Below are 12639 nucleotides of genomic sequence, written 5' to 3' on the forward strand. Positions count from 1 at the left end.
CGGGCTTGTTTAATGGCTTAACAGGGTTTGAGTTGGACGATGGCCATCTCGACCGCCCGATTCGGTGCTCCGGTGAGTTCGCGGTAGCGCAGCTGCAAATTGCGTAACTCACTGGCTAACACTTCTTTTTCGGGTGCGGCACCACGCTGAGCGAGCTCCAGATAACATTGCCCCACCAGCCGGCATGCCTCTTCAAAAACCATATCGTACGTTTGCATTTGCCACTCCTCACCTTAAGAAAGTAAAAAAAGCACTTCCGCCATCCTGTCAGGGCCGAGTGAGAAAAATATTTGCCCAGATCAATAAATCCCCAGATTGTTCTGGCAAAGTGTGCGCTTTTGTCTCAAGCGCATTGAGTTATCATCAGAAAAGAGATCACTTCAGGCTAGCATTCGCGCCCGCAATCCGTACCATACGCAGTCATGTTTATAGGGTTTATTGCCGTTGAAGATTGCTTCAGCCGCTAACGGCCCTCGCCTTCACTCTCAAGTGTGAAAATAATGTCAGAAAATCAAGAAGTAACGAAAAAAGAGCAGTACAACCTCAACAAGCTGCAAAAGCGTTTGCGTCGCAATGTGGGCGAAGCTATTGCTGACTTCAACATGATTGAAGAAGGCGATCGCATCATGGTTTGTCTGTCTGGCGGTAAAGACAGCTACACCATGCTGGAAATCCTGCGTAATTTGCAGCAGAGCGCGCCGGTGAACTTCTCATTGGTGGCGGTGAATCTCGACCAGAAACAGCCCGGCTTCCCGGAGCATATTCTGCCGGCCTACCTGGATGAACAAGGCGTTGAATACCACATCGTTAACGAAGACACCTACTCCATCGTTAAAGATAAGATTCCTGAAGGTAAAACCACCTGCTCGCTGTGTTCGCGCCTGCGCCGCGGTATTCTGTACCGTACCGCCACAGAGTTGAGTTGTACCAAAATCGCGTTAGGTCACCATCGCGACGATATCCTGCAGACCATGTTCTTAAACATGTTCTACGGCGGCAAGATGAAAGGCATGCCACCAAAACTGATGAGCGATGACGGTAAACATATCGTGATTCGTCCGCTGGCCTATTGCCGCGAAAAGGACATCATTCGTTTTGCAGAAGCACGTCAGTACCCCATTATCCCATGCAATCTGTGTGGCTCGCAGCCGAATCTGCAACGTCAGGTGGTCGCCGACATGCTGCGCGATTGGGATAAGCGTTACCCTGGCCGCATCGAAACCATGTTCACTGCGATGCAGAATGTGGTGCCGTCGCATATGGCGGATATCAATCTGTTCGATTTCAAAGGCATTAAACACGGTGATGCTGTAGTGGATGGTGGTGATTTGGCGTTTGATCGCGAAAGCATGCCAGTGCAGCCTGCGGGCTGGCAGCCTGAAGAAGAGGACGCGCCAAACCTCAGCGTGCGCCTGGATGTGCTGGAAATTAAATAATCCTATTAGATGTGAAAAAAGGCGCGTCGCTTCGGCAACGCGCCTTTTTTATTAGCGGTGCGGCGGTGGATCCTGGATCGGTGGAAACTCGGGATCGTGTGGAGGTTGTGCGGGTGGTATCGGCTGCGGTTGTGGAATAGGTTCAGGAATCGGTAGTGGATCGGTAGGAATCGGTTCGCTGGCAATGATCTCTTGCATGCCTTTCTCCTTGTCGCTGAATGTCCTATAAGCATAGGAAAGGTTATGCGACCAAGCCAAGCGGGCAAAAAAAAGCCGGCGGATAGGCCGGCGTCGTACGAATCAAATGTGCTATGCAGTAATTCAAAAAAGGAAGTAAGACAATATGGAGCGCAACGCCCATCGCTTGACGTTGCATTCACCTGCGGGAAAGAGTTTGCCCCGATTGCCCCGGCGGGATATTGATATCGATCAGGTTTATTCCGCTTTTCTGCCTTACAACCATTTCCGCCGTTTCAGCCATATCGCCACACCCCCCACCATCACCAACAGCAGCACGCAGAAGGCGGTGAAGCCAAGCGCCCAGTTGCCGCCGGGAATGCCACCCAGGTTGACGCCGAATAAGCCAGTAAGAAAGGTAGCAGGCAAGAAAATCATGGCCATCAACGACATGGTATAAGTACGACGGTTCATCGATTCCGCGAGGATTGACGCCACTTCATCTGCCAGAATCGAGGTACGCGCAACGCCGGCATTGAGATCGTCCAATCCGCGTCCAAGGCGGTCAGCCACTTCTTGCATGCGACGACGATCGTCATCGTTCATCCACGCCATTTTCTCGATGGCAAGCCTGGCATACACATCGCGCTGCGGTGCCATGTAACGACGCATGACAATCAGCTGCTTTCGCAGCAGTGCCAAATCGCCACGCGCAGGAACTTCCTGATTCATCAACGCATCTTCCAGCTCGATAATTTTATCGTGCATCTCTTCGATAAATTCGCTGGCGTGATCCGTCAATGCATCGCACACATCCACCAGCCAGCTGCCGCCATCAACCGGACCGTTACCGTTTTGCAGATCGTTCAGCACGGCGTCAATGGCATACACTTTGCGGCGACGCGTCGACACAATCAGCTTGTCGTTGATAAACACGCGCATCGCCACCAGCTGATCCGGGCGCGAATCGGCATTATGGTTCACGCTACGCAGCACAATCATAAAGCCGTCGCCAAGACGCGTAACCCGCGGACGCATGCTGTCTCCCGCCAGCGCATCACGCACCGCATCAGGGATCAGCGGCGTACTTTGCAGCCATTCCGCGCTTTGTCGTTGGGTATAGTTAAGATGTAACCAACAGGGACGTTCGCAGTTAATTACGTCTTTATCTTCGATGGGGATCATACCGCCTGCGCCATCAAGCTGACAGGCGATGATGGCATCGGATACTTGCAGTGCTTTTCCTTCAATGACGTTCACGAACTCGCCTCACTATTAAAATCAATACGATACAGTCTAGCGTGGCGCAGACCAGTTGCAATCATCAGGCTGTGAGCAAAGATGACAGGCGACCCAAATGATCGCCTGGCTTGTGGTTGGATTTAGTGCTTCTCTATCCACAGCTCGCGGCTGTACGCCACGTCTTCTGGATTGGTGATCGGGTACCCTTTTACCCACGGTTTAATCAAACGTCCGTTGGTATATTGGTAGATAGGCGCGATGGGTGCCTGATCGGCGATGATCTGCTCGGCTTTGTTGTAATCGGTGTTACGCGCCGCGGCGCTGGTTTCTGTGCTGGCTTTGGTCATCACCGCGTCGTAATCGGCACTGCGGAAGCGCGCGATGTTGCCGGTATGAGTCGAGGTCAGCAGACTGAGGAAGGTAGAAGGCTCATTATAATCGCCGACCCACGACGCGCGGATCACATCAAAACTGCCACTATTGCGGCTGTCGATATAGGTTTTCCACTCCTGGTTTTGCAAGGTGACATCCACGCCGAGATTCTTCTTCCACATCGAGGCCACCGCGATAGCGATTTTCTGATGGCTTTCCGAGGTGTTGTAGAGCAGTGTCAAATGCAGCGGTTTGCTCGGTCCATAACCTGCCGCCGTAAGCAACGCTTTAGCCTGCGCGTTCAGCTCCTGTTGGCTATGTTGCTGCAGATAACTCTTCATCGGCGTGAAACCGGCAGTTACATCCGGCGTGAAGTGCCATGCCGGTTTCTCGCCGGTACCCAACACTTTCTCCGCGATGATGCGACGATCGATGCTCCACGACAGCGCCTTACGTACGCGCACATCAGCGGTTGGCCCTTTTTCGGTATTAAACGCGTAGTAATAGGTGCCAAGCTGATCCGGCGTATACACCTCGCCAGGCAACTCTTTTTTCAGTAGTGCATACATGTTTTTCGGGAAAGATTCGGTGATATCGATGTCGTTGGCACGATAACGTTTGGTGGCGGAAGACTCTTCATTAATCGGGATAAAGGTCACTTTCGTCAGCACCGATTTTTTGTCATCCCAATAATGGGCGTTGCGTACCAGCACGATTTTTTCGTTTACCACGCGATCTTGCAGTTGATAGGCACCATTGCCAACCAACTTGCCCGGAGATGTCCAGTTATCGCCCTCTTTTTCCAGCACTTTCTGCGAGACCGGATACATCGCGGCATTGGCAACCATGCTCGGGAACCACGGCACTGGTCGTGACAGCGTCACCTTAAGGTGGGTCGCATCGGTCGCTGTGACGCCAAGTTTGTCGGCACTCATCTGGCCTTTGGTGATCGCTTCAGCGTTTTCAATCCCGCTCAATGCGGCAAACCAGGCGAACGGCGAACTGTTCTTCGGTTCAACTAAACGTTGCCAGCTATAAACAAAATCTTGCGCGGTTACCGGCTCGCCATTTGACCAGCGCGCCTCTTTGCGCAGAGTAAAAATCCAGGTTTTGTTATCGTTGCTGCTCCAGCTTTGAGCCACGCCCGGCACGATTTTGCCGTGGGCATCCTGATTAGTCAGCCCTTCAAACAGATCGCGCATCACCTGAATTTCCGGCAGGCCAACCGCCTTCATCGGATCCAGTGATGCGGGTTCATCTTTTATATGGCGAACGATTTCCTGCGTGCTGGCCAACTGTGCGCCCGATGGCACGTTGGCGGCGAATACGGGTGAGACTGCGCTGGCTACAATTAAGGCAGCCAGCGTCTTGCGGAACGTTAGTTTCATCACCACTCCTTTACGCGAAAAAAATGGCGACCATGAAGAGATTTTGTCGCCAGCAACTTTTGGCACTTTATCGCAAATTGCTGATTGATATATAGCTATTTCCCCGCACGCTGTTTACCGTTATCTTGAGGCTGGATTCCCGGTCACATTTTTTACCTTCAGCGCCAGTAGGCCTTTGGCGGTATTGGAAACATTTCATAGAGGAACGTCATGTCGTCATACCATCCCCGTCCGCTGCGCGGCAAGCTGGACGCTGTCTGGCAACAATACGGGCAATCGGTGCTGGGCGCGCCGCTGCTGTGGTTTCCTGCACCTGCCGCAGATGCCGAAAGCGGGCTGATTATCGCAGGCTCGCACGGCGACGAGAATGCCGCCATTGCCACCTTATCGGGTGCCATGCGCACCTTGCCGGACGCGCTGCGCCGTCATCACGTTATTCTGGCGGTGAATCCCGATGGTTGTCAGCTGGGGCTGCGCGCAAACGCTAATGGCGTCGATCTCAACCGTAACTTTCCCGCCGCCAATTGGCAGAACGGCGATACGGTGTATCGCTGGAACAGTGAAGCGGATGAGCGCGATGTAGTGCTATCAACCGGGGCCAGTCCCTCATCGGAACCCGAGACCCGCGCACTGTGCCAGCTGATTCATCAGATAAAACCACGCTGGGTGGTTTCCTGGCACGAGCCGCTGGCCTGCATTGACGATCCGCATCACAGCGATTTAGCGCAGTGGCTGGCGCAGCAAACCGCGTTGCCGGTGGTGAGCAGCGTCGGTTATGCCACGCCAGGTTCGTTTGGGAGCTGGTGCGACGATCTCGGCCTGTTATGCATTACCGCCGAGATGCCGCCGATTTCGGTGGACGAAGCCACCGAAGTCTATCTGGAAGCGATGATCAATCTGCTGCGCTGGCAGCCCGCGGTTTAAGTAGGCCGTGCGAGAAATGTAAAGACGGTTCAACATCGGCAGCGAGCCAGGTTGGACCGTCGAGATCCGCAAATGTCGCCCGCTCCGTCAACGGTAACGCTGCACGAATCGCCCGCGAAGTGCAGAGCATGCAGCCGAGCATAATAGCGAATCCCTGCTGCTGCGCGGCCTCTGCGAGCGCCAGCGCTTCGGTTAATCCGCCGGTTTTATCCAGCTTAATATTCACCATCTCATAGCGCCCTTTCAGCTGGTTCAGACTCTCACGCGTATGACAGCTTTCATCCGCGCAGATGGGCAGCGGATGGATAAAGTTGCCCAGCGCGCTGTCTTCTGCGGCGGGCAGGGGCTGTTCCAGCATGGCGACATTGAGATCGGCCAGCAACTGACAGCGCGCCGCCAGGCCTTCGGCATGCCAGGATTCGTTGGCATCGACAATCAAGGTCGCGTCCGGTACTGCGCTGCGTATCGCCACTAAACGTTCGCTGATCAGGTGATCGTCCATTTTGATCTTCAATAAACGTGCGCCATGCTGCCATAGCGCCTGCGCGCTGCTGGCCATCGCGTCTGGCGTATCGATGCTGATGGTATGCGCAGTGACAATCTCATCGGCCAGTGGCACAGCGCATAATTGCACCAGACTTTTGCCCTGCTGCTGACGCTCCAGATCCCACAGAGCGCCGTCAATGGCGTTGCGTGCTGCGCCCGCGGGTAATGCCTGTTGCAGCGCTTCACGCGTCATCCCGCTTTGCAACGTGCTCAGCTGCGAGGCGATCTGCTTGAGTACCGACTCTTCGCTTTCACCGTAGCGCGCGTACGGTGTGGCTTCACCCACGCCTTTCACACCATCCTGCTCGATTTCCACCACCACGACATGCGCCTCGGTACGGCTGCCGCGTGAAATAACAAACGGCGAATGTAACGGCCAGGCTTCCGGATAACTCTTCACTGTTCTCATTATTTCTCCATAAATCCGTCGTTTAAATGCGAGCCAGCTCGATTATCGCCAGGATATGCGCTCGTAAACCCTTAAAAATTATGTCATAAACAAGCGCTATACCTTAAAAGTCAGATATTTCATCGTTAAAAAAGGAAATCGCATGTCTCAGACTGTTCACTTTCAGGGCAAACCAGTACCGGTTGCAGGCCACTTCCCACAAGTTGGCGAGCAGGCTAAACCTTTCAGCCTGGTCGCTAAAGATCTTGGCGATGTATCCCTTGCTAATTATGCAGGCAAACGTAAAGTTCTGAACATTTTCCCAAGCATTGATACTGGCGTGTGTGCGGCATCCGTGCGTAAGTTTAACGAACGCTCGGGTGAAGCGGATAACACGGTGGTGCTGTGCATCTCTTCCGACCTGCCTTTCGCGCAGTCACGCTTCTGCGGCGCCGAAAACGTCAGCAACGTGATCACCCTCTCTTCACTGCGTGGCGCTGAATTCAAGGAAAACTATGGCGTGGCGATTGTGGATGGCCCGCTGAAGGGCTTGACCGCGCGTGCTGTGGTGGTGCTGGATGAAAACGATAAAGTGATTTACAGCGAACTGGTAAACGAAATTACCGAAGAACCTAACTACGATGCGGCACTGGCTGCGCTGAAGTAATTTTCGCCTGACTGAAAAGCCCGTCATGTAGATCAAACAGTAAGCACCGAATGATTCATTCTTCGGTGCTTTTTTATGGCGCCATCAATAACGCTCTCTTTTTAAGCCATTGATTAATCATCATACGTAGCATCTCCTCCCGCCAGGTTTCATTTTAGCTGTGATTCTTGTTACCCGTATCACATTAATTAAAAAACATAAAACCCGTAACAAATCCCGCAATTGTTCCTATCCGGTTCGCTACCTATAACTAACCGCTAATTGCCCTTAAGCGATTCAAAGTCCGGCGGGAGTCTTTATGCAAGCAAGCTTAACGATTAAAGAAAAGTTCAGTTATGGTCTGGGCGATATGGCCAGCCATATTGCCATTGATAACGTCATTATTTTTCTCACCTTTTACTACACCGATGTGGTGGGTTTGCCCGCAATCTTTGTCGGCACGCTGTTTTTGCTGGCACGCGTTGCTGATGCGGTGATCGATCCGGCGATGGGCATGGTTGCCGACCGAACCCGTTCACGCTGGGGTAAATTCCGTCCCTGGTTATTGATGCTGGCGGTGCCATTCGGCGCCAGTTGCATGCTGATTTATGCCGTGCCGGAAAGTCTGTCACTCACTGGAAAAATGATCTACGCCGCTGTGACCTACAGCCTGATGATGCTGATGTATACCGCCATTAATATTCCTTACTGCTCGATGGGGGCGATTATCACCGCCGATGATAATCAGCGTATATCTCTGCAATCATGGCGCTTCTTCCTTGCCACGCTGGGCGGCGCCATGTCCACTTTCCTGATGATCCCGCTCGCCACCTGGCTGGGGGGCGGCAATAAACTGGACGGTTACTTCGCAGCAATGTCGATTATGGCGACACTGGCAACCCTGCTGTTTTTTATCTGCTTCCTCAATACCCGCGAACGTATCAATGCCCCCGCTAACCACGGCAACTTTCTTGCCGATTTGCGCGATTTGTTGCGTAACGACCAGTGGCGCGTTGTGGCATTACTGGTGTTCTGCAATATCTCGTTCGGTGTGGTACGGCTCGGCGCAATGATGTACTACGTCACATATTTCCTTGGCAATGCCAGCTTCTTCATGTGGCTGCTGGCCGCACATATCATTGGCAAGAGCGTCGGAAGCGTGTTGGCTAAGCTGCTGACTCGCCGCTTAAATAAAATCACCGCCTTTACCCTCAGCGCTATCACTGCCGGCGTGTTAAGTATCAGCATTGTGTTCCTGCCTCAATCGCTGGCGCTGTTGGTCGGCATGACGTTTATCGTCTCCAGCTTCTATCAGGTCACTACCACGCTGATGTGGGTAATGATGGCCGACGTGGTGGATTACGGTGAATATCGTCAAGGGAAGCGCCTCGATGGCACCGTCTTCTCCACGTTGCTGGCCGTATTAAAAATGGGCATGGCCATCAGCGGCGCGATTGTTGGCTGGACGCTCGGTTTGAGCGGTTACGTTGCTCAGGCACCGCATCAGCAGCCCGCCGCCATGATGGCCATTGTGGCGCTGTTTTCGGTGGTTCCCGGCGTGCTGTCGCTGTTAAGCGCGCTGGCAATGCGCGGTTACAAACTTAACGATGCCACCATGCGCACCATCAATCAGAACAAGATGTCAGCCCAACCGGCTGCAACTGCCTCCACCCTTTTACAACCACAGGAGTTGTCATGAGTGAATTACGCGCCGAATCCCAGCGTATTATCTGGACATTTGACCGTCAGACGCTGGTCATCGAACCCTGGGGCGCGCATAGCCTGCGAGTACGAGCCACCTGTCAGCCCGACCTGATTGATCATGACTGGGCGTTGCTATCGCCTGCTGCTTGCGAGGTAGAGATTCAGCGCGATCATGAATCGCTCAGCTTACGTAACGGCAATATCACCGCCACCTTGAATATTCGCGGCCAGCTGGCTTTTTATAATCAGCGCGGGGAGTTGCTGCTGGAGGAGTTCTGGCGTCAGCGCAGCACCGTGGGTATTGGTGCCAGCGAAAAGAGTCAGGACAAATACATCAGCGCCCTGAAGCTGGATGCGCGTGCCTTTCGGCCGATTCCAGGTGGTAAATACCAGCTCAGCGTGCGCTTTGAAGCGCGGGCGGAAGAGAAAATCTATGGAATGGGCCAGTATCAGCAGGATTGCCTCGACCTGAAAGGCTGCACGCTTGAGCTGGCACAGCGTAACTCGCAGGCCAGCGTGCCGTTTATGGTTTCTAACCTTGGCTATGGCCTGCTGTGGCATAACCCGGCCATCGGCGAAGTGACGTTTGGTAAAAACGGCACCCGCTGGCAGGCCGAGGTGACCGATCAGATGGATTACTGGATCACCGCAGGCGACACACCGGCGGAGATTTTGCGCCAATATGGTCGCGCCACCGGTACAGCACCAATGATGCCCGCGTTCGCTACCGGCTTCTGGCAATGCAAATTGCGCTATCGCACCCAGCAGGAAGTGTTGGAGGTGGCGCGTGAATATCGCCGCTTGCAGCTGCCGCTCTCGGTGATTGTCATCGACTTTTTCCACTGGCCAAATCAGGGAACCTGGTGTTTCGACGCACGCGACTGGCCGGATCCCCGTGCCATGGTTCAGGAACTCAAGGAGATGGGTATCGAAACCATGGTGTCAGTGTGGCCCACGGTTGACAGCAGAAGTGACAACTATCGTCTGATGAAATCCAAAGGGTTGCTGGTCAACAGTGAACGCGGTGTGTCGGTTAATCTCGATTTTATGGGCAATACCACCTTTTTTGATGCCACGCATCCCACTGCGCGCGAGTTCGTCTGGCAGGAAGTTAAGCGCAACTATTATGACCACGGTATTCGCACCTTCTGGCTCGATGAAGCGGAGCCGGAGTATCGCGCCTACGATTTTGATAACTACCGCTATCACCTGGGACCGGTACAGGAAGTGGGAAACATTTATCCGCAACTGTTTGCTCGCGGATTTTATGAAGGGCTACAACAACAGGGTGAGCGCGAGATCGTCAATCTGGTGCGCTGCGCCTGGGCGGGTAGCCAGCGTTACGGCGTGCTCGCCTGGTCAGGTGATGTTCACTCCTCGTTCCATGCCTTACGCAATCAGTTTACTGCCGGGTTAAATATGGCGATGGCGGGTATTCCATGGTGGACCACCGACATTGGCGGTTTTCAGGGTGGTAACATACACGATCCGGCGTTTCATGAGCTGTTGATCCGCTGGTTCCAATGGGCGGTTTTCTGTCCGGTGATGCGTCTGCATGGTTATCGCGAACCGCAGATTGCGCCTGCAGAAGCCTGGCGCGACGGCATTGCCCAATGCAACAGTGGCTCACCCAATGAGGTATGGAGTTACGGTGAGGAGAATTATGCACTGATGAAAAGTTGCCTGATGCAACGTGAGCGGCTGCGCCCCTATATTGATGGTTTGATGCGCGAAGCGCATGAATTAGGCGATCCGGTAATGCGACCGCTGTTCTATCACTATTCGCAGCAGCCAGAGAGCTGGCAAGTGGAAGATCAGTATCTGCTGGGACGCGATCTTCTGGTCGCGCCGGTGCTGCATGCTGGTCAACGTGAACGTGAAGTATGGCTACCTGCCGGTGAGCAATGGATTGCCCGCAATGGCGAGAGCTATCGGGGCGGGCAGCGCATCAACGTTGCCGCACCACTCAGTGAGATTCCGGTGTTTATGCGGGAAGGAAGCCAGGTAGACATACGCGCATCTGAATAAGTGTAGGTTTGCACGCCGGTATTACCGGTCGCAGCTATCGTAGCGGCGCAATTTATTGCGTAATAAATCGCGCTGCTACGGAATGTGCGCTAATTGAATGTGCGATTACTCGCTTTCGTTACGCTTCTGCCCCAATCCATATTCACGCAATTTATTGGCAATTGCGGTATGTGACACACCCAGGCGTTTCGCCAGTTTGCGTGTGCTCGGATAAGAGAGATAGAGACGCGTCAGCACCGAGCGTTCGAAGCGGCTGGTGATGTCATCCAGCGAACCTTCCATCGCCTCTTCACCCAGAGACACATCCAGCGCCTGCTCTGGCAACACAATATCTTGTGGGCCCAGCTCATAACCTTCCAGCTGCGTTAACGCACGGTACAGCGCATTCTTCAACTGACGCACGTTACCCGGCCAGTTGTAGCGGGTCAGGAACGGCGTCAGTTGCGATGAGAGGCGCGGACGCGGTAAGCCTTGTTCGTCAGCGAAGCGTGCGACAAACATTTCAGTCAGCGGCAAAATATCCAGCGGACGTTCGCGCAGCGGCGGCAGGTTAAGCGTCAGTACATTCAGGCGATAGAACAGATCTTCACGGAACTCACCGCGTTGCACCAGCTCGATCAAATTCTTCTGGGTGGCGCAAATCACGCGCACATCCACGTGCACTTCATGCTCTTCCCCTACGCGGCGGAATGTCCCGTCATTGAGGAAGCGCAGCAGCTTAGTCTGCATGCGTGGCGACATTTCGCCAATCTCGTCCAGCAGCACCGAGCCGCCGTTAGCTTGTTCGAAGAAACCTTTCTTACCTTCAAGCGCGTTAGGATAAGCGCCTGCAGCGTGACCAAACAGTTCGCTCTCAGCCACATCATCCGGCAATGATGCGCAGTTCAGTGCGAGGAACGGTTTTTTGCCGCGCGCGCTACGTAAATGACAGGCACGCGCCAGCATATCTTTGCCGGTGCCGGTATCGCCAACAATCAACAACGGTGCATCGTGCATCGCCAGCTTGCGCGCCTGTTCAATCACCTGACGCATTTTTGGCGTGACTGCCACAATGTGATCGAACTCGGATTCATCAGTCACGGTGAGATTCTGCAACTGACGGCCCATACGCGCCGTGGATTTCAGGGTGATCATTGCACCGACAGGCAGATCACTTTGCCCCTCTTCTTCAGCCAGATAAATTGGCCGTGCTTCCATCAGGAAATCGCGCCCCTGAATCACCACATGCTGCGCCTGGGCGTCAACACGTTCGTTTTCCAGCCAGCGCTGGAAATTAAAACCGGTAATTAAGGTGCCAACATTTTGGTTACGCAGCTTCTGTTCGTCGAGGGTAAACAGATTTTGTGCCGCCGGGTTCGCCAACTCGACCTTGCATTTCAGATCGATGGATAACACCGGTTCGGGCATTGCTACCAGCAGCGCGCTCAACGCGCGATGCTCACGTTCTGACGGCATAAACGAAACGGTACGCACATCTGTCACGCCAGGTGTACGGCGAATTTCCGCCATCAGATTGCTGAAGGGTTCAAACTCCAGCGCGGTAAAATTGAGGTAAATGCGGCCAAGTGGCGCAATTTCGATGCCACGCAGGTCGATATTGCGGGCAACTAGCAGATCGAGCAACTCGCGCGCCAGACCGATTCGGTCTTGGCAGAAAACTTCCAAACGCATTGCGATGAGCCTTAGTCAGGTTTTGATTTTAATGATAATACGCTAACTTGCAGCGCCTCAGAAGAGGCCTGTCAGGAAAAGTTGACAGCCTGAGGTAGGTGATAGAGAGAAGTGTAG

The 12639-nt window shown here is 53.7% G+C and carries 11 protein-coding genes; 5 read left to right on the forward strand and 6 right to left on the reverse strand.

What is annotated here, in order from left to right:
- Positions 1 to 17: 17 nt before the first annotated feature.
- On the reverse strand, positions 18 to 218 hold the full coding sequence (locus AC6I8K_RS09875) for a DUF2767 family protein (protein WP_064738771.1): 201 nt from the start codon (positions 216 to 218) through the stop codon (positions 18 to 20).
- A gap of 282 nt (positions 219 to 500) precedes the next feature.
- Between AC6I8K_RS09875 and ttcA the strand changes: the two genes are divergently transcribed.
- The gene (ttcA, locus tag AC6I8K_RS09880; protein WP_497826646.1) at positions 501 to 1436 is read left to right on the forward strand and encodes a tRNA 2-thiocytidine(32) synthetase TtcA; all 936 of its coding nucleotides are present in this window, start codon (positions 501 to 503) and stop codon (positions 1434 to 1436) included.
- 51 nt (positions 1437 to 1487) lie between these two features.
- Here the strand turns inward: ttcA and AC6I8K_RS09885 are convergent, their stop codons facing one another.
- The 3 genes from AC6I8K_RS09885 to AC6I8K_RS09895 all read right to left on the reverse strand — a co-directional run bounded on the left by AC6I8K_RS09885 (position 1488) and on the right by AC6I8K_RS09895 (position 4615).
- Positions 1488 to 1634 carry a hypothetical protein gene (locus AC6I8K_RS09885; RefSeq protein WP_483817458.1) on the reverse strand — a complete coding sequence of 49 codons (147 nt, stop codon included), beginning with the start codon at positions 1632 to 1634 and terminating at the stop codon, positions 1488 to 1490.
- A gap of 255 nt (positions 1635 to 1889) precedes the next feature.
- Entirely contained in the window at positions 1890 to 2873 is a 984-nt protein-coding gene (gene zntB, locus AC6I8K_RS09890) for a zinc transporter ZntB (RefSeq protein ID WP_483817459.1), read from the reverse strand.
- A 122-nt stretch (positions 2874 to 2995) separates the two neighbouring features.
- Positions 2996 to 4615: a peptide ABC transporter substrate-binding protein gene (locus tag AC6I8K_RS09895; RefSeq protein WP_497826647.1), complete on the reverse strand. Its 1620-nt coding sequence runs from the start codon at positions 4613 to 4615 to the stop codon at positions 2996 to 2998.
- Positions 4616 to 4825: 210 nt separating this feature from the next.
- Between AC6I8K_RS09895 and mpaA the strand changes: the two genes are divergently transcribed.
- Positions 4826 to 5539, forward strand: a complete 714-nt coding sequence (gene mpaA / locus AC6I8K_RS09900; protein ID WP_497826648.1) for a murein tripeptide amidase MpaA — start codon at positions 4826 to 4828, stop codon at positions 5537 to 5539.
- Here the strand turns inward: mpaA and ycjG are convergent.
- Positions 5508 to 6494: an L-Ala-D/L-Glu epimerase gene (ycjG, locus tag AC6I8K_RS09905; RefSeq protein WP_497826649.1), complete on the reverse strand. Its 987-nt coding sequence runs from the start codon at positions 6492 to 6494 to the stop codon at positions 5508 to 5510. The genes mpaA and ycjG overlap by 32 nt on opposite strands.
- A 142-nt stretch (positions 6495 to 6636) precedes the next feature.
- Between ycjG and tpx the strand changes: the two genes are divergently transcribed.
- The 3 genes from tpx (at position 6637) to AC6I8K_RS09920 (ending at position 10851) form a co-directional block, all read left to right on the forward strand.
- The gene (gene tpx, locus AC6I8K_RS09910; RefSeq protein ID WP_483817463.1) at positions 6637 to 7140 is read left to right on the forward strand and encodes a thiol peroxidase; all 504 of its coding nucleotides are present in this window, start codon (positions 6637 to 6639) and stop codon (positions 7138 to 7140) included.
- Between the two features lie 298 nt (positions 7141 to 7438).
- Positions 7439 to 8818, forward strand: a complete 1380-nt coding sequence (locus AC6I8K_RS09915) for a glycoside-pentoside-hexuronide (GPH):cation symporter (RefSeq protein ID WP_483817464.1) — start codon at positions 7439 to 7441, stop codon at positions 8816 to 8818.
- Positions 8815 to 10851: a glycoside hydrolase family 31 protein gene (locus AC6I8K_RS09920; protein ID WP_497826650.1), complete on the forward strand. Its 2037-nt coding sequence runs from the start codon at positions 8815 to 8817 to the stop codon at positions 10849 to 10851. The genes AC6I8K_RS09915 and AC6I8K_RS09920 overlap by 4 nt, the downstream gene beginning before the upstream one ends.
- Positions 10852 to 10956: 105 nt before the next feature.
- On the opposite strand, the gene tyrR is transcribed toward AC6I8K_RS09920, so the two are convergent.
- Complete coding sequence (gene tyrR, locus AC6I8K_RS09925; RefSeq protein WP_064738780.1) at positions 10957 to 12522, reverse strand: transcriptional regulator TyrR; 1566 nt, start codon at positions 12520 to 12522, stop codon at positions 10957 to 10959.
- Positions 12523 to 12639: the final 117 nt, after the last annotated feature.

Source organism: Pantoea sp. X-Soil-ISGK-421 (assembly GCF_059730785.1).

Bases quoted from the DNA above. Each gene is read 5' to 3' on its own strand.
- AC6I8K_RS09875 (WP_064738771.1), bottom strand. From the start codon at position 218: ATGCAAACGTACGATATGGTTTTTGAAGAGGCATGCCGGCTGGTGGGG.
- ttcA (WP_497826646.1), top strand. From the start codon at position 501: ATGTCAGAAAATCAAGAAGTAACGAAAAAAGAGCAGTACAACCTCAAC.
- AC6I8K_RS09885 (WP_483817458.1), bottom strand. From the start codon at position 1,634: ATGCAAGAGATCATTGCCAGCGAACCGATTCCTACCGATCCACTACCG.
- AC6I8K_RS09895 (WP_497826647.1), bottom strand. From the start codon at position 4,615: ATGAAACTAACGTTCCGCAAGACGCTGGCTGCCTTAATTGTAGCCAGC.
- mpaA (WP_497826648.1), top strand. From the start codon at position 4,826: ATGTCGTCATACCATCCCCGTCCGCTGCGCGGCAAGCTGGACGCTGTC.
- ycjG (WP_497826649.1), bottom strand. From the start codon at position 6,494: ATGAGAACAGTGAAGAGTTATCCGGAAGCCTGGCCGTTACATTCGCCG.
- tpx (WP_483817463.1), top strand. From the start codon at position 6,637: ATGTCTCAGACTGTTCACTTTCAGGGCAAACCAGTACCGGTTGCAGGC.
- AC6I8K_RS09915 (WP_483817464.1), top strand. From the start codon at position 7,439: ATGCAAGCAAGCTTAACGATTAAAGAAAAGTTCAGTTATGGTCTGGGC.
- AC6I8K_RS09920 (WP_497826650.1), top strand. From the start codon at position 8,815: ATGAGTGAATTACGCGCCGAATCCCAGCGTATTATCTGGACATTTGAC.
- tyrR (WP_064738780.1), bottom strand. From the start codon at position 12,522: ATGCGTTTGGAAGTTTTCTGCCAAGACCGAATCGGTCTGGCGCGCGAG.